This is a genomic window from Janthinobacterium lividum, assembly GCF_011601275.1.
GTDB lineage: Bacteria > Pseudomonadota > Gammaproteobacteria > Burkholderiales > Burkholderiaceae_D > Janthinobacterium > Janthinobacterium lividum_E.
Genome location: NZ_JAAOLY010000008.1, coordinates 164,807 through 180,403, shown reverse-complemented (window position 1 = coordinate 180,403; position 15,597 = coordinate 164,807). Strand labels below are relative to the sequence as shown.

The following is a 15,597-nucleotide window of genomic DNA, read 5'->3' as shown; positions in this document are numbered from 1 at the left end:
ATCATGGATTACATCTTTACTCTCAAGTATCGCCTGCCCGACCACGAACACGACCTCGACGCGCTGGCCGAGCGCCTGGGCAGCGGCGGTTGCGACGACGCCCTGGTCGGCATCGGGCAAGCGGGACGCCTGGCGCTGGAATTCACGCGCGAGGCCAGCAATGCCAACGCAGCGCTGCTCAGCGCCATGGCCGACGTCAAGGCCATCGTGCCCGATGCCGTGCTGGTCGAGGCTTCGCCCGACTTCGTGGGCCTGACCGATGTGGCGCAGGTGCTGGGCCTCTCGCGGCAAAACCTGCATAAGCTGATGAGCAAATACCGCCACAGCTTCCCCCTGCCCGTGCATGAAGGCAGCGCCACCATTTGGCACCTGGCCGACGTACTGGCATGGCTGCACGCAAAGGGAACGTATCAGCTCAAGCACAGCCTGGTCGAACTGGCGCAGGTCACCCGGCAAATCAATCTGGCCAGGGAAACGCGACAGGCGCCGCCGCTGCCCGCCGACATCATGGCCATGCTCACAAACGAGATAAAACTACGTACTCCTACTGATTTCACATAGGAAACATGTTCAAAACGTGGTAGGACTTTCGTTTCTTCCCATTTAGCCCGTGCAAAACGGCGTCAAATACGGTATAGTGTCGTTGTGCGCTGCAATATGTTCCCTTGAAGCGATGGCAACACCGCAGTCATGCACTACAAACTTAGCAGCTTCGCAAGCCTTAGCGCATCCACAGGATGCCGCTTATAAAGCCCTCCCGCCTTGTGTGTCGCACCTGACACCGTCCCGGCGCAAAGCTTTTGTGCCGAAATTTCTTTCTAGTTGAGTCATTTCGTTTTGGTTGGCGTTGCTATTTTGCGTTCTGCTTTTTGCAAGAACGCTGATTTTTACGAAAGAAAAGAATGACATTTGAATCCTTAGGCCTGCATCCGTCCATCATCGCCGCTCTGACCGAATCGGGCTACACCGCGCCAACCGCGGTACAGTCGCAAGCGATTCCAGCCGCGATCGAAGGCCGTGACCTGCTGGTCTCGTCGCAGACCGGTTCGGGCAAGACCGCAGCTTTCATGCTGCCGTCGCTGCACAAACTGGCCAGCGCCGAACAAAGCGCCGCCGGCAAGACGCCAAACCAGGAAATGCAAGCATCGCGCGCCCGCGGCGAGCGTCCACGTTTCAAGGCTGCCCAGCCAAAAATGCTGGTGCTGACGCCAACGCGCGAACTGGCCCTGCAAGTAACCACCAATACCGACAAGTACAGCACCGGCATCCGCCGCATCAAGGCTGTGTCGATCCTGGGCGGCATGCCTTACCCTAAACAGATGCAATTGCTGGCCAAGAATCCCGAGATTCTGGTCGCTACCCCTGGCCGTCTGATCGACCACATGGACTCGGGCAAGATCGACTTCTCGCAACTGGAAATCCTGGTGCTGGACGAAGCCGACCGCATGCTGGACATGGGTTTCATCGACGACATCGAAAAAATCGTGGAAGCGACGCCGGAAGGCCGTCAAACCATGCTGTTCTCGGCAACCCTGGACGGCGTCGTTGGCAACATGGCGCGCCGCATCACGAAGAACCCGCTGGTCATCCAAGTGGCAAGCTCGAGCAACAAGCATGAAAACATCACCCAGCGCGTCCACTTCGTCGACGACCTGTCGCACAAGAATCGCCTGCTGGACCACCTGCTGCGCGACGAATCGCTGGACCAGGCTGTTGTGTTCACGGCCACCAAGCGTGACGCCGACACCATCGCCGACCGTCTGAACATCGCCGGTTTCTCGGCTGCCGCCTTGCACGGCGACATGCATCAGGGCGCGCGTAACCGCACCCTGGACGGCATGCGCCGCGGCCAGGTCAAAGTGCTGGTTGCCACCGACGTTGCCGCCCGCGGTATCGACGTGCCAACGATCACCCACGTGTTCAACTACGATCTGCCGAAGTTCCCGGAAGACTACGTCCACCGCATCGGCCGTACCGGCCGCGCTGGCCGCAATGGCCTGGCCATCTCGCTGGTGAACCACGCTGAAGGCATGAACGTCAAGCGCATCGAACGCTTCACCAAGCAATTGATCCCGGTCAATGTCATCGAAGGTTTCGAGCCGAAGAAAACGGCATCGGCACCACGTTCGAGCGCCCGTCCAGGCGGCTGGAAACCAGGCGACAACCGTGGCGGCGCGAAGCCAGGCCAACGCACGTTCAGCAAGCCGGGCGCGCCACGCAAAGACGGCGCACCGAGCACCGGCGGCGGCTACAAGGGTTCCAACCCGCGCAGCGCCGACGGCGCACGCCGCAGCTACGGCGACCGTTAATCACGGCGCCATGCCGCCAACCGGCGGCAAGCAATAAAAAACGGCCACCAGATCGCTCTGGTGGCCGTTTTTTCATGTCCGCCACATTTACTTCTTCGACACCTTCTGGCGCGACAGCTTGCGCAGCTTGGCTTGCTCGAAGCGCGCGTGCTGCTCCGGCGTCTCGAGCACCAGCGGCGGCACGGCCACCGGCTTGCGGTTGGCATCCACGGCCACCATCGTGAAATAGCAGCTGTTAGCGTGGCGCACCAGGCGCTGCTGGATGTTTTCCGTCACCACGCGGATGCCCACTTCCATCGACGTCGTGCCCGTGTAATTGATCGAGGCGAGGAACGTCACCAGCTCGCCCACGTGGATAGGCTGCAGGAACATCACCTGGTCCACGGACAAGGTCACCACGTAGCTGCCCGAATAGCGGCTGGCGCAGGCGTAGGCCACGCTGTCGAGGTATTTCAGGATGGTGCCGCCGTGCACGTTGCCGGAAAAGTTGGCCATATCGGGCGTCATCAAGACCGTCATCGTCAGTTCGTGGGCCGACCAGTTCATCGCGCTGTCCAAAGTGTTCTCCAAGGGGGAATAAAAGTGAGGGGGATATGAAAACCGGCCCCAGGGGCCGGTTGGTGAGCCTTACAGGCCCAGGGTGTCGATATCGGCCAGCGACTCGCGGCCCTTGTCGGAAATGTCGTGGCCTTCGCCTTCGGCACGCGCCACGATGTGGGCTTTCTTGCCCAGGAAATACGCCACGTCCGTATCGAGCTTGGTCAGCGGATCGGTGGCGACGGCGCGCAAACCCATGATACAGCGGCGCAAGAACAGCAGTTGTTGTGCTTTCTCGGTGATGGACAGACGGCCGTCGCGTGCATAGCTGAGCAGCTTCAGGCCGGACAGGCGCTTGGCATTGCGGGCAACGCAAGCACTGGGGCGCTCGGTCTTGATGCCGCGTGCAACTTGCTCCAGCGCGTCATATTCATCGGTTGTTAATTTCTCGTTCTTCATTACTTTTCCATAAAAGGCCAGGTGTTCGGCCCCCATGGTACGCGCCCCGCTGCGCATCGGCAACAGGCAACGTGAATCTACCGCCGCCAGCCATGCGGCCAGGCGGCGGAAACACGGGCGTGATGAGCGTTATTTGTAGCTACGCAGCAGCAGCCATGCCAGGCCGCAACCAGCCACGGCGCCCGCCAGGGCCAGCGCCACGAGGTGTTTGCTGGTGATCACAGGCCGCCGGCCCAGGTAGATTTTGTTATGCAAGGAATTGCCCACGATGGTCTCCTGTACAAGAATTTTTATGATGTCTCATTATAAGAACAGAATCGTGACGGCCGCATGACACTCGACAGTTGGCGCTTAATTTGTATCCACTCGGCAACATTTATGCGCATTTTTGTTGTTTAAATGGCGTGCTCCTGGCGAGGCTCGCGCCTCCCATTTCCGATTGGAAATAAACATGGCATCCGCCCGCCCACCGCAGGCCATGGCGCGGCGCCAGGGTCCGAAGACCGCTCAATGCATTTTCACGGGCGGTGGCGGCGGCGTTGGCTCCTCGACGGGTACGGGGTCGATGTGCGGCGGCTGTTCCGGCGGCGGCGTGAGGGGATCGCCTTCCGGCGGTGGCGGCATATCGGGTTCGGGCGTGCTGTGCGCACGCAACGGGACAAAATGGAATTGTGGCTGCATGGTGGCCTCCTTTGCCCCACTGTAGCCGATACGGCCAAATCCTGGCGCCCGCCACTGGCACGCTGCGGGGAACTAAATGGCGTGGCGCCACTCCAACTTCGCAGGCATCCCTCCAGCACGAGTGCAAGCGATCTCCATGGCGCGCAAGAAAATCCTCTTTATGGCCGAGGCAGTGACTCTGGCCCATGTTGGCCGTCCCCTGAGTCTGGCCCAGGGCCTGGACGAGGAAGAATACGAGGTGCATTTTGCCTGCGCCGATGGGTATGACTTTTGTTTCAAGCAAGCCCCCTTTCGCCGCTGGCGCATCGACAGTATTTCATCGCTGCAATTCCTGCAGGCGCTGGCGCACGGCAAACCCGTGTATACGGAAAGCACCCTGCACGCCTATGTGGAAGACGACTTGCGCCTGCTCAATGCCGTCCAGCCCGATCTCGTGATCGGCGACTTCCGTTTGTCGCTATCGGTCAGCGCGCGCCTGCAGCGCATTCCCTACATTACCGTCAGCAATGCCTACTGGAGCCCCTGGGTGCGCCAGCACTATACGGTGCCCAGCCTGCCCCTGACGGGCGTGCTGCCCGTCTGGCTGGCCGATCCCCTGTTCCGCCTGATCCGCCCGCTGGCCTTCGCCTCGCACGCCGTGCCCCTGAACCGCGTGCGCCGCCGCCATGGCCTGCCATCCCTGGGCAGCGACCTGCGGCGCATCTATACCGATGCCGACCGCACCTTGTACGCGGATATTCCGCAACTGTTCCCGCCGCACGGCATGCCGTCCACGCACGACTACCTGGGTCCCATCATCTGGGCGCCGCCGCTCGACTTGCCGGACTGGTGGCAGCGACCGGAACTGAGCAGCGGACGGCCCATCATCTATGTCACCCTGGGCAGTTCCGGCCAGGGACAATTGCTGCCGCGCGTGCTGCGCGCGCTGGCGCCCCTGCCCGTCACCGTATTGGCGGCCACGGCCGGTACCATCCGCGTCGACGCCGTGCCGCCGAATGCCTATGTCGCGCCCTTTCTGCCGGGCGACGCAGCTGCCAGGCGCGCCAGCCTGGTGATCTGCAACGGCGGCAGCCCCACCAGCCAGCAGGCGCTGGCGGCAGGCGTGCCCGTCATCGGCATCGCCAGCAACCTCGACCAATTCCTCAACATGCACGGCATCGTGGGTGCCGGCGCCGGCCTGCTGCTGCGCGCCGACCGCTTCCAGGAAACCACTCTGCGCCATGCCGCCACGCGCATGCTCGACGATGGCCGGGCCAAACTGGCGGCGCGTCAGCTGGCCACGGCCATGCGCGACTATGTTCCAGGGCAACGCTTGCTGCCCCATATACACGCCCTGCTGGGCTCGTTGCCACAAGGCGGCCAGCCTTGAAGGGCGGCGTCGGTTTTTCTTACAGCGTGTCCGGCAAAGCCTGCACAGCGTCAACAAAAGCACGCCAAGTCATTGATTTCAAAAGAACCTCATGCGTTGGCATGGAAGTCGCTAGGTACTGGCCATGAGCACCTGCCGACAGGTCTCAGGCAAGACTTCCAGACTCACTCAACCACGAGGTGAATACAATGAAACTCTCGAAACTGAAACTGCTCCCGGCCGCAGCGGCACTGGCCCTGCTGTGCGCCGCCGGTAGCGCACAGGCGGGCGCCTACGGCTATTCGTACAACAACATCTTCGGCCTGGTGATCGCCGTGCCGACGGGCCAGATCACGGTAGCCAACAGCACCACCATCTCGCGCAGCACGGCCACCCTGAATGGCGTGAGCGTCATCAATGGCGGCGCCGGCTCGCTCGATGCCCCACGCTCCAACGTCGGCCCCGTCACCAAGGGGGAAAACGACTTCACGCAACAAGGCCCAGCAGGCAACTATTCACGCGGCGATGCGCAAATCGTCAGCACGCAGTTCCCTTCGTTCCCGCCGGGCTCCACCTCCACCCAGGCAGTAAACGTGGCCGAGGCCCACCTTGACGGACCTGCCGGCACGGCCGATGCGTCCGGGCGCAACGGTTCGACCACGGGCTTCTCGGTCGATTTCGTCGTCGGCTCGCCCACGGCAACCTTGAGCTTTGATTTCCTGGCGTCGCCCTTCATGCAGGTCTTCCTGCAAAGCACGGTCGGGCAGCTGTCCACCGCCACGGCCAACCTGGTCGTCACCTTCACCATCACGGACGCAGCCGGCCTGACGGTGTTCAACTGGACGCCAGACGGCGTGATCGGCTCGGGCATCTTCGGCGGCACGGAAAACGCCGACGGCGCCAACCTGAACACCAGTCTGGCGACCAACTTCCTGACGCGCGGCAACCTGTTCACCTACGACCCTTCCGGCTGCGGCACGCCCACGGGCACCGGCGTGGGGACGGCCTGCGGCAGCAACTTCAGCTCCGTCAGCAATGCTTTAACGGCCGGCAACTACACCTTGACCTTGAATGCAGTGGAAAGCGTGGACTTGGTGAAACAAGCGGCAACACCAGAACCAGGCACCTTGGCCTTGCTAGGCCTGGGGCTGGCTGGCCTGGGCTATGCCCGCCGCCGCAAAGTTGCCGCCTGAACCAGGCAACAGGGGGGATTCACAGGCGAGGGAGTCTCCTCGCCTTTTTTATGTGGCAAACCTGTCGGTTTTCCTTACAACGCGGCCGACCAGGAGATGAGGATTTTCATGACTACATTTTTTTGTACCCGACTACCCATGACCCTGCTGGCCTTGCTGTTGCTGGCCGGCAGCGGCACTGCAGGCGCCGCCGCCTACGGTTATTCCTACACCAGCGTCTTTGGCCTGGTCATCAGCAATCCCACCGGTTCCACCACCTTGATCAGCAACATCGACCTGTCGCGCACCACCGCCACGCTCAACGGCAGCAGCGTCATCAACGGCGGCAGCAATCAGATCGACGCGCCGCAAGCGACACGCGGCGCCGTCACCAAGGGACAAAATGATTTTACCCAGCAAGGCATGGGCAACGCCGCGTATGCGCGCGGCGAAGCGCAAATCATCAGCTCGCAAATCCCCCCGTTTCCGCCGGGCTCGACCAGTACACACACGGTGAATGCGGCGGAAACCTTCCTGACGGGCGGCGGCAGCGCGGACGCCTCGGGACGCAACGGTTCCAGCACGGCCCTGGCCATCAATTTCGTCGTCGGCCAGCCGGGCGCGACCCTGGCCTTCGATTTCCAGGCCCTGCCCTTCATGCAGCTGTACCTGGACGCCCTGGCCGGCACGGGCTCGGCGGCCACGACAAATATGGCGATGACGTTCAGCATCATCGATGACAATGGCCAGATCGTCTTCAACTGGGCGCCCGACGGCAGCCTGGGCTCCGGCATCCTGGGCGGCACCGAACTGGCCGATGCCGCCAACCTCAATGCGGGCTATGCGCAAACGCCGCTCACCAGCGGCAGCGTATTCACCTACGACCCCAGCGGCTGCGGCGCGCCCACGGGCACCGGCACCGGAAAGACATGCGGCGGGCAATATGGCGCCGTCACGGACAATCTGGTGGCGGGCAACTACACCCTCGTGTTGAACATGCTGAACAGTTCCGAACTGGCCTACGTGCCTGGCGTTACGCCCGTGTCGCTGCCGGGCACCTTGCCGCTGCTGGCGGCGGGCCTGGCAGCGCTGGCTTGCATGGCGCCAAGGCGGCGCCGCTGAAGCCGGGCCTGCCTTACGGCCCAGCCGCGGGCGCCACCAGCAAATCTTGCAGCGGACGGCGCAGCGAGCGCGCACTGGCCGCCGGCCCCGCACCGATGCGCCCGAGGAACACGGCCCGCTCGACCGCCGTGACGCCCAGCACGGCCTGGCATTGCACGGCCAGCTCCTGCGCCATTTCCTGCATGCCATCGGTGCGCGAAAAGGTGCGCCGTTCGCGCACATAGCGGGCAAAGATCAGCGGCGTCAGTTCCGGCTGCAATTGCAAGCCCAGCTGCGTGGCCGTCAACCAGAAGCGCTGCATGGCGCGGCCGGCCGCCACGTAATCGTCGATATGGCGCGGCGGCGCATCGGCCAGCAGCGCGAAATGCGCGGCGCAATACAGGCCCGGCAGCAAGTCCATCTGCAGCCGCGGGGCGATGGTGCCGCCCAGCCAGGTATTGAAAAAATCCACGCGGCGCCAGCTGTGCATGACCCAGCGCATCAGCCGCGCTGTCATCGCATCGACGCCGAGCGCCTTCTCCGGGATGCGGTCGCTGCTGAAGCGCGCGCCCCATTCGATCACGTCGCGGTGCACCTTGTGCGCTTCGGGCATGGTCAGGCGCAGCTTCGCATTGTCGAACATCAGGCGCGCGCAGGCCAGGCGCGCGCGCGCGCCTTCGAACCACTGCACGCCGTAGCCGGGCGGCAAGCTGGCCGCCAGCGCCGCCTTTTCGCTGGCGCGCAGGCTGCGCGTGCTGAGCCGCCGCCGCTGCACGCTGCGCTGCGGCAAGAAGGCCGCCAGCGGATCGGGCTGCATGCCGGGGTTGTCGATCAGGTGCACATCGAAGGTGGGCAGGGTGTCGGGCATGGACAGGCGCCGGCGCGCTTCCATGCGCAAGCCGTGACAGCTGGCCGCCAGTGCCATGCTTTCAAGCAAGGCGCCCAGCGACAGCTGGCTGGGATGGCCGTCGAGGTCGTACACGCAGTGGCTGCGCGTATCGAAACCATGTACGACGACGTGCCGCGGGTCCACGACTTCAAAGCGCCACGGCTGCGTATTGTCGCCGCTGGGCGCCCAGCGCGCCTGCTCGAGGATGTTTTCCAGCACGGGATCGTTCAACAGTGCTTGCGCCATTTATGCCCCCTGCGCGGCGCGGCGCCGCTTGATGATGGCCATCGTCAGGCGCTGCAGCGGATGACGGTTGCCGCCGGGACGCCATGTATGCACGAGCTTGTTGCGGTAGGCGTCGAAATGCACGCCGTGCGGCGCCGCCATCACCTTGCCGCGTTTCAACAAAATTTTCAAGGCTTCCGTGGCGGCCGCGCCCGCGCACAGCTGGCAGCCCATGATGGTCGACGGCCCGCGCCGCTCCTTCAGGTTGATGGCGGACGGGTCGACCAGGTAGGGGCCGTGCAAGCCCGCCGGCGCCAGGCCGACGAGAAAGCGCAAGGCCTTCTCTTCTTCAGGCAAGTCGCCCCAGCCAAAATACTCTTCGAACGTCATCCCGCCCGGCATGAAGCTGAGCACGGCCGTGCCCATGCCCAACGGCGCGGCCGTGATGGCGGGAATGCCCAGACGTGCGCAAGCGGCGAAGGTGGCCTGACGGGCGGGAAAGGCGAAGAAATCCAGGCCGTCCACGTACAGGTCGACACCGGCAAAGAACTCGGCCAGGTTGCTGTCGTGTATGCCGTCGGGAAACTGCTTGATGTCCAGTTCGGGATTGATGTCGCGCGCCATCTGCGCCAGCACGGCCACCTTGGGCTGGCCCAGGGTGGAGACCATGGCACCGGCCTGGCGGTTGAAGTTGGCAATGTCGAAGGTGTCGAAATCGGCGATGTGGAAAGCGCCGATACCCAGCCGCGCCAGGGTCAGCAAGTGCACACCGCCAACGCCGCCCATGCCGGCAATGGCCACGCGCTTGCCGCGCAAGCTGTTTTGCTCCGCTTGCGTGACCCAGCCCAGGTTGCGGGCAAATGCCGCGTGATAGGAAAAACCATCTGTCATGCTTACCTCTACTGTACGTCCGGTGAGGACCAAGAAGAGTTTGACAGATGGCCAGGCGATAAGTTCCCGCTATGACGAAAACTTAGCGCGCCAGCCGGCGCTGGGCCGCTGGCGCCGGGCGCGGTGCTGCCGCCACTGCGCCGACCTTGAACACGCTGACGATCTGCGCCAGCCCGGCCGCCTGCTCGTTCATGGCCTGTGCCGCCGCCGACGCCTGCTCGACCAGGGCCGAGTTTTGCTGCGTCATGTTGTCCATCTCGACGATGGCCTGGTTGATCTGCTCGATGCCTGCGCTTTGCTCGGCGCTGGCCGAGGAAATCTCGGCCACGATATCGGTCACGTGCCGCACGCTGGAGACGACTTTTTCCATCGTCTCGCCCGCCAGCGCCACCAGTTTTTCACCGGCGCCCACTTGCTCGGCGGAACTATCTATCAATTGTTTGATCTCCTTGGCGGCCGCGGCCGAACGCTGCGCCAGGTTGCGCACTTCGGACGCTACCACGGCAAAGCCCCTGCCCTGCTCGCCCGCGCGCGCCGCTTCCACGGCCGCGTTCAAGGCCAGGATATTCGTCTGGAAAGCGATGCCGTCGATGACGGCGATAATGTCGCCGATCTTTTTCGACGAGTCGTTGATGGCGCCCATGGTCTCGACCACCTGGCTCACCACGCCGCCCGCCTGCGTCGCCACTTGCGAGGCGGAAATGGCCAGCTGGTTGGCCTGGCGCGCATTGTCCGCATTCTGGCGCACGGTCGAGGTCATTTCTTCCATCGTCGACGCCGTTTCTTCCAGCGATCCCGCCTGCTGCTCCGTGCGTGCCGACAGGTCGTGGTTGCCCGAGGCGATCTCGCCCGACGCCGTGGAAATCGATTCCGCATCAGTGCGCACCTGGCTCACCAGATGGGCCAGGTTGTCGCGCATGGCCTTGATCGCCATCAGCAAACTGGACGTATCGCCGGGGCGCGTATCGATCTGCGTGGTCAGGTCGCCCTGGGCGATTTGCGCCACGATGGCCGCTGCATAGTCGGGTTCGCCACCGAGCTGGCCCAGGATGCGGCGCAGCATCAAGGCCGCCAGCGCGCCCACGACCAGCATCAGCGCGCCGCCGATGACCAGCAGCACGCCTGCCTGGGCCCAGAATTTGTGGTTGATGTCATCGATATACGTGCCCGTGCCGATCAGCCAGTCCCACGGCGCAAATTTCACCACCGCATACATTTTCGCCACCGGGTCGGGCACGCCGGGGCGCGTGCCGTCCGCCTGCACGAGGCCGATGCGGCTGTTGGCCAGGGCCGCGCGGTAGCGGTCGCCCGACTGCTTCATATTCTTTTGCGGCACGCCGATGCGCGACGCGTTTGGATGCACGTACAGCAGGTCCGTGCTGAAATCGCGCACGAAATAATACATCTCGTCCTTGACGAAGCTGCCGATGGCCAGCTTGGCCTGCTGCTGGGCCTGCTCACGCGTGAGCTTGCCCGACTGTTCCAGCGCATACGCCTTTTCCACGGACGCGTTGGCCAGCTCGACCAGCACCGTCAATTGCTCGACCCTTTCCGCCATCATGGTCTGGCGCAGGGAATACAGGGAAAATGAAGCGATGAGAACGATGCCCAGCAAGGTGCTGAAACACAAGAGGAGAATGCGCGAACGGAGTGTCATGGATGCCTGGAAGTAAATAGAGAATTAATTGCCCAATGGAAATCTTTTCAGAAAAGCAAAACGGGCGGCGCTACCGGGCTGTGCCCGGCAGGCACCGCCCGCTGTGAGTCGTGTTGAGAAGGTCAGGCCAAGGCTTCCTTGGCCGCCTCTTCCGGCGTCAAGCCGTCGTAGAACTGGTCGGTAAACCACTCGACCTGCTCTTCGATGTGGTCCTGCGCCTGCGCCACGGTGGCGCCGCCAGCCACGAGGAAGCCTTCGACCTCGATACACCAGTTGATCAACTCCAGGGTTTCCGGATCGAGCTCTTCTTTCTTAGCCATCGTATTTCCTTGCTTGTTAAATTGCGATATCACATCAATAAGCGGCAGTTTAACAGCTTCGCCACGCTGCCGCCCATGCAGATCCAACATGAGGATTACTTGGCGGCAATATTTTTGCGTTCCGGATACAACACCACCTGCACATAATTGTGCATGTCCAGGTAGCGTTGCGCCGCCAGCTTGACGGCTTGCGGCGTGATGGCGCGCACGCGCTGCTCGTAGCGCAGGATGTGCGCGGGGTCGCGTCCCTGCGTCACCGAACCCATCAACTGACTCATCCAGTAGCGGTTTTCCCGCAGCGACTTTTGCTGGCGCGTGATCCAGTTCAGCTTGACCTTTTCCAGGTCGGCCGCGGATGGCCCGTCCGTTTTCATCTTGTTGATTTCGGCAAAGGCGGCGGCGATCACCTTGTCCACGTTTTCGGGTCCCGTCGGCAAGTTCAAGGCCACCGAATAATGGCCGTACGGATGCTGGCCCATCGAGGTTTCAAAGCCGCCGCCGTAGATCATGCTCATCTTTTCGCGCAGCACTTCGATGACTTTCAGGTTCAGCACCTCGCCCAGTGCCTGCAAGGTGAGCTTTTGCTCGTCCGAATACGCCACGTCGCCATTGAAGGTGATGGAAATCGTGCTCTTGGGCTCGCTGCCCATGTAAATCTCCTTCTTGACGACCCCGGTCACCGGGCGCATGCCCACGTCGCGGTAGGCATGCGGCACGTCGCCCACGGGCAAAGTCCCCAGATAGCTGGCAATCAGCGGCTTGATCTTGTCGAGCTCGAAGCTGCCCGCAAAGATGAAGGTCATGTCGCGCGCGCTGGAAAAGCGCTGGCGGAAGATTTCCAGCGAGCGGTCCAGGCCCACCTTGTCGAAGTCGGCCACGCGCGGCACACCGTCGACGCGCGGATTGTCGCCAAACATGGCGTGCTGGATGGCATCGTAAAACACGGCTTCCGGCTGCGCCATGCTGTTTTTCGCCAAGTCCTGCTGCTTGCCGATGAAGGACTGGTACAGGCCCGCATCCTTGCGCACGTCGTTGAAATACAAATACACCAGTTGCAGCATGGCTTCCACGTCGGCGCTGCTGGCCGAGCCGCCAAAGCCTTCGCTCAACTCGCCCAGCGACGCGCCCACATTGACCGTCTTGCCGGCCAACACTTTTTGCAAGTCCAGCGGCGCCAGGTCTTTCAAGCCCATGCTGCCGACCACGGCGCTGGCATAGCGGGCGTTGTAGATGTCGGCGTCGCCAAACAGCGACTGACCGCCGAAACGCGTCGAGCCCATCAGCACCTGGTCATTCTTGAAGTCCGTCGGCTTGAGCAGCACGCGCACGCCGTTGCCCAGGGTCAGTTCCGTCACGCCGATGGCGCTGTTCAACTTTTCCGAAACGATGCTGCCGCCCGCCGGCGGGCCATCCATCAGCTTGCTGGCCAGGACTTTTTCCGTGCGCGGCTCGACCTTCTGCTGCTCGGCCTTCGCCACGGCGTCGAGCAATTGCTGCTGCGTCGGGACGCTGGCGCCCGCTTTCGGCTCGGCGCCCATGAAGACGACCAGTTTCTTTTGCTGGTCGGGAATCACCTTGGCCACCGTTTCGTTGATTTCCTGCAGCGTTACCTGCGGCAAGAGTTCCTGCGCGTACAGCAATTCATTGGCGATGCCGGGGATGGCTTCCTGCTCCAGGAAGTTGCGCGAATACTCGGCCACGAAACCAGCCGAATCGGATTTGTCGCGTTCGCTGTATGCGCGCTCGTAGTTACGCAGCATGTCCTTGCGCGCGCGGTCCAGCTCATCCTGGCTGAAACCGAAGCGGCGCGCCCGCTCGTCTTCCTGCACCAGCGCGTCGACGGCCGGCTGCACGCCCCCCTTGCCCAGCAAGGCATACGCGCTGAACGATTCATAGCCGCGCACCAGCTTGCCCATGCTGCTGCCGCCCTGGATGAACGGCGGATTGGCTTGCTGCGTCAATTCCTGCATGCGCGCGCTGAGCATTTGCCCGTACAGGTTTTCGATCATCTGGCGGCGATAGTCGGCAATGGTGACGGGCTCCTGCGCAGCGCGGATCGGGTAGCGGATGAAGACGGTGTCGTCCGGCGCTTCCTTGTCCGTGATCACCAGCGCTTCCGTTTGCGAGCGCTGCGGCACTTCCGCATACAGGCGCGGACGCGGTTTCGCGGGGTTTTTCAGCTTGCCGAAATGTTGCTGGATCAGCTTTTCAGCCTGTTTCGGCTCCACGTCGCCGACCACCATCACGGCCATCAGGTCGGGACGGTACCAGTCTTTATAGAAACGCTTGATGGCTTCCGGCTTGAAGGTTTTCAGCACAGACTCCTTGCCGATCGGCATGCGTTCCGCATAGCGCGAACCGTTCAGCAGCTTCGGATACAGCACCTTGTTCATGCGATCGCTGGCGCCCTTGCCCAGGCGCGCCTCTTCCAGCACGATGCCGCGCTCGCTGTTGATGTCGGCCGGGTTGAATTTCAAGCCATGCGCCCAGTCTTCCAGCACGAGAAAACCCTTTTCCAGGTTTTCCTTCTTGTTCGTCGGAATCGGCAGCACGTACACGGTTTCATCAAAGCTCGTGTAGGCGTTCAAGTCGGCACCGAACTTCACGCCGATCGATTGCAGATACGATATGAGTTCATTGCGCTTGAAATGCGTGGAGCCATTGAAGGCCATGTGTTCCGTGAAGTGGGCCAGGCCTTGCTGGTCGTCATCTTCCAGGATGGAACCGGCTTTCACCACCAGGCGCAATTCCACTTTCTGCGCAGGACGGGCATTTTTCTTGATGTAATAGGTCAAGCCGTTCGGCAGTTTTCCGACGGTAACTTCTGGTGCCAGCGGCAAGGGATCGCTCAAACGGATTTCTGCTTGCGCCATGCAGGCGCACGCCAGCAAGACGGCGCCCGAGATCAGGCGTAATTTACTCAGCTTCATGTATTCTCAACGGTAAGATTCAGTAAGCGTACCTTACACTGAAATCCTGTTTCCGCCATTAAAAACAGCTTAGGAAAAACTGCTTTCCCCAGGCAACTTTGCCGAATAACAAACTCAGCAGTGCTCTGCCGGCTTTTTTCAGTTGTGCTAAAGTATTGCCGCCGGTCATGTGGACCGGCACAACAACGTCTTCGGGGCGGGGTGCGATTCCCCACCGGCGGTAAGACCGGCAACGGTCAAGCCCGCGAGCGCCTGTCCAACTTCGTTTGGCAGGGTCAGCAGATCTGGTGTGACTCCAGAGCCGACGGTATAGTCCGGATGAAAGAAGATGTGCAGTAAACGCGATGTCCGCTCGACCTGTCGATGCGGCCGGCTGCGTCTATTCGCTTGCCCTGCAGCGTTTTTCGCCTATGCGAGGAGCGTTTCACCATGTTAGTCAACAGCTATACCCTGCTTTCCAACGACCTGGAAGGTCGCATCCAATCCGCCCTGGCCGCCATGCGCGCCGGCATTCCCGTCATCCTGCTCGACGATTTCGACCGTGAAAACGAAGCCGACCTGATCCTGTCTGCCGAAAAACTCACGCACGAAACCATGGCTTTGCTGATCCGCGAATGCAGCGGCATCGTCTGCCTGTGCCTGCCGACGGACGTCGTCAGCGCGCTGGAATTGCCGCCCATGTCATCCGACAACGGCAGCCGTTACGGCACGCCGTTCACCGTCTCCATCGAGGCGCGCGACGGCGTCACGACGGGCGTGTCGGCCGCCGACAGGGTCACCACCATCCGCGCCGCCATCGCGCCGAACGCCAAGCCCGCCGACCTGGTGCGCCCCGGTCACGTCTTCCCCCTGCGCGCCGCGCCCGGTGGCGTGCTCGAGCGCCGCGGCCATACGGAAGGCTCCGTCGATTTGTCGCGCATGGCGGGCCTGAACCCGGCCGCCGTGCTGTGCGAGCTGATGAATCCGGACGGCACCATGATGCGCGGCGACGATATCGAACGCTTTGCCGAACTGCACGGCATGCCGATTCTGACCATCGAAGAACTGGTCGAGTGGCGCAGCACGCGCGAGCAATAAA

Annotated in this window: 15 protein-coding genes and 1 riboswitch; of the genes, 6 read left to right on the top strand and 9 right to left on the bottom strand. The window is 62.4% G+C overall.

Annotation, left to right across the window (positions count from 1 at the left end):
* Positions 1-3: 3 nt before the first annotated feature.
* Complete coding sequence (locus GYK42_RS14360; protein ID WP_166448054.1) at positions 4-561, top strand: helix-turn-helix transcriptional regulator; 558 nt, start codon at positions 4-6, stop codon at positions 559-561.
* Between the two features lie 341 nt (positions 562-902).
* A complete protein-coding gene (locus GYK42_RS14355; protein WP_034749693.1) occupies positions 903-2,309 on the top strand; it encodes a DEAD/DEAH box helicase in 1,407 nt (468 codons plus the stop codon).
* A gap of 87 nt (positions 2,310-2,396) precedes the next feature.
* Here GYK42_RS14355 and GYK42_RS14350 read toward each other — a convergent pair whose 3' ends face one another.
* From GYK42_RS14350 to GYK42_RS14335, 4 genes are all read right to left on the bottom strand, one after another.
* Entirely contained in the window at positions 2,397-2,855 is a 459-nt protein-coding gene (locus tag GYK42_RS14350; RefSeq protein WP_034750191.1) for an acyl-CoA thioesterase, read from the bottom strand.
* A gap of 81 nt (positions 2,856-2,936) precedes the next feature.
* Positions 2,937-3,305: a hypothetical protein gene (locus GYK42_RS14345; protein WP_034749696.1), complete on the bottom strand. Its 369-nt coding sequence runs from the start codon at positions 3,303-3,305 to the stop codon at positions 2,937-2,939.
* Between the two features lie 129 nt (positions 3,306-3,434).
* Positions 3,435-3,572, bottom strand: a complete 138-nt coding sequence (locus GYK42_RS14340; protein WP_162995739.1) for a hypothetical protein — start codon at positions 3,570-3,572, stop codon at positions 3,435-3,437.
* A 240-nt stretch (positions 3,573-3,812) separates the two neighbouring features.
* Positions 3,813-3,986, bottom strand: coding sequence for a hypothetical protein (locus GYK42_RS14335; protein ID WP_166448053.1), 174 nt, complete (start codon positions 3,984-3,986; stop codon positions 3,813-3,815).
* A 136-nt stretch (positions 3,987-4,122) separates the two neighbouring features.
* On the opposite strand from GYK42_RS14335, the gene GYK42_RS14330 reads away from it, so the two are divergent.
* The 3 genes from GYK42_RS14330 to GYK42_RS14320 all read left to right on the top strand — a co-directional run bounded on the left by GYK42_RS14330 (position 4,123) and on the right by GYK42_RS14320 (position 7,628).
* The gene (locus GYK42_RS14330) at positions 4,123-5,355 is read left to right on the top strand and encodes a glycosyltransferase (protein ID WP_166448052.1); all 1,233 of its coding nucleotides are present in this window, start codon (positions 4,123-4,125) and stop codon (positions 5,353-5,355) included.
* Positions 5,356-5,543: 188 nt separating this feature from the next.
* Positions 5,544-6,527, top strand: a complete 984-nt coding sequence (locus GYK42_RS14325; RefSeq protein ID WP_166448051.1) for an EDSAP-1 family PEP-CTERM protein — start codon at positions 5,544-5,546, stop codon at positions 6,525-6,527.
* Between the two features lie 108 nt (positions 6,528-6,635).
* Entirely contained in the window at positions 6,636-7,628 is a 993-nt protein-coding gene (locus GYK42_RS14320; protein ID WP_166448050.1) for an EDSAP-1 family PEP-CTERM protein, read from the top strand.
* A gap of 13 nt (positions 7,629-7,641) precedes the next feature.
* Here GYK42_RS14320 and GYK42_RS14315 read toward each other — a convergent pair whose 3' ends face one another.
* The 5 genes from GYK42_RS14315 to GYK42_RS14295 all read right to left on the bottom strand — a co-directional run bounded on the left by GYK42_RS14315 (position 7,642) and on the right by GYK42_RS14295 (position 14,519).
* A complete protein-coding gene (locus GYK42_RS14315; protein ID WP_166448049.1) occupies positions 7,642-8,742 on the bottom strand; it encodes a nitroreductase family protein in 1,101 nt (366 codons plus the stop codon).
* Positions 8,743-9,612 (bottom strand): ThiF family adenylyltransferase, encoded by an 870-nt coding sequence (locus tag GYK42_RS14310; protein WP_058051281.1) that lies wholly within the window; start codon positions 9,610-9,612, stop codon positions 8,743-8,745.
* An 82-nt stretch (positions 9,613-9,694) separates the two neighbouring features.
* Positions 9,695-11,269 (bottom strand): methyl-accepting chemotaxis protein, encoded by a 1,575-nt coding sequence (locus GYK42_RS14305; protein ID WP_166448048.1) that lies wholly within the window; start codon positions 11,267-11,269, stop codon positions 9,695-9,697.
* 122 nt (positions 11,270-11,391) lie between these two features.
* Positions 11,392-11,589: a hypothetical protein gene (locus tag GYK42_RS14300; protein WP_010399555.1), complete on the bottom strand. Its 198-nt coding sequence runs from the start codon at positions 11,587-11,589 to the stop codon at positions 11,392-11,394.
* Positions 11,590-11,684: 95 nt separating this feature from the next.
* Positions 11,685-14,519: a M16 family metallopeptidase gene (locus GYK42_RS14295; protein WP_166448047.1), complete on the bottom strand. Its 2,835-nt coding sequence runs from the start codon at positions 14,517-14,519 to the stop codon at positions 11,685-11,687.
* Positions 14,520-14,702: 183 nt separating this feature from the next.
* A riboswitch (FMN riboswitch) is annotated at positions 14,703-14,853 on the top strand.
* 95 nt (positions 14,854-14,948) lie between these two features.
* On the opposite strand from GYK42_RS14295, the gene ribB reads away from it, so the two are divergent.
* A complete protein-coding gene (ribB, locus tag GYK42_RS14290; RefSeq protein ID WP_046683947.1) occupies positions 14,949-15,596 on the top strand; it encodes a 3,4-dihydroxy-2-butanone-4-phosphate synthase in 648 nt (215 codons plus the stop codon).
* Position 15,597 lies beyond the last annotated feature (1 nt).

Bases quoted from the DNA above. Each gene is read 5' to 3' on its own strand.
- GYK42_RS14295 (WP_166448047.1), bottom strand. From the start codon at position 14,519: ATGAAGCTGAGTAAATTACGCCTGATCTCGGGCGCCGTCTTGCTGGCG.
- GYK42_RS14315 (WP_166448049.1), bottom strand. From the start codon at position 8,742: ATGGCGCAAGCACTGTTGAACGATCCCGTGCTGGAAAACATCCTCGAG.
- GYK42_RS14310 (WP_058051281.1), bottom strand. From the start codon at position 9,612: ATGACAGATGGTTTTTCCTATCACGCGGCATTTGCCCGCAACCTGGGC.
- GYK42_RS14360 (WP_166448054.1), top strand. From the start codon at position 4: ATGGATTACATCTTTACTCTCAAGTATCGCCTGCCCGACCACGAACAC.
- GYK42_RS14320 (WP_166448050.1), top strand. From the start codon at position 6,636: ATGACTACATTTTTTTGTACCCGACTACCCATGACCCTGCTGGCCTTG.
- GYK42_RS14305 (WP_166448048.1), bottom strand. From the start codon at position 11,269: ATGACACTCCGTTCGCGCATTCTCCTCTTGTGTTTCAGCACCTTGCTG.
- GYK42_RS14325 (WP_166448051.1), top strand. From the start codon at position 5,544: ATGAAACTCTCGAAACTGAAACTGCTCCCGGCCGCAGCGGCACTGGCC.
- GYK42_RS14350 (WP_034750191.1), bottom strand. From the start codon at position 2,855: ATGAACTGGTCGGCCCACGAACTGACGATGACGGTCTTGATGACGCCC.
- ribB (WP_046683947.1), top strand. From the start codon at position 14,949: ATGTTAGTCAACAGCTATACCCTGCTTTCCAACGACCTGGAAGGTCGC.
- GYK42_RS14345 (WP_034749696.1), bottom strand. From the start codon at position 3,305: ATGAAGAACGAGAAATTAACAACCGATGAATATGACGCGCTGGAGCAA.
- GYK42_RS14355 (WP_034749693.1), top strand. From the start codon at position 903: ATGACATTTGAATCCTTAGGCCTGCATCCGTCCATCATCGCCGCTCTG.
- GYK42_RS14335 (WP_166448053.1), bottom strand. From the start codon at position 3,986: ATGCAGCCACAATTCCATTTTGTCCCGTTGCGTGCGCACAGCACGCCC.
- GYK42_RS14330 (WP_166448052.1), top strand. From the start codon at position 4,123: ATGGCGCGCAAGAAAATCCTCTTTATGGCCGAGGCAGTGACTCTGGCC.
- GYK42_RS14300 (WP_010399555.1), bottom strand. From the start codon at position 11,589: ATGGCTAAGAAAGAAGAGCTCGATCCGGAAACCCTGGAGTTGATCAAC.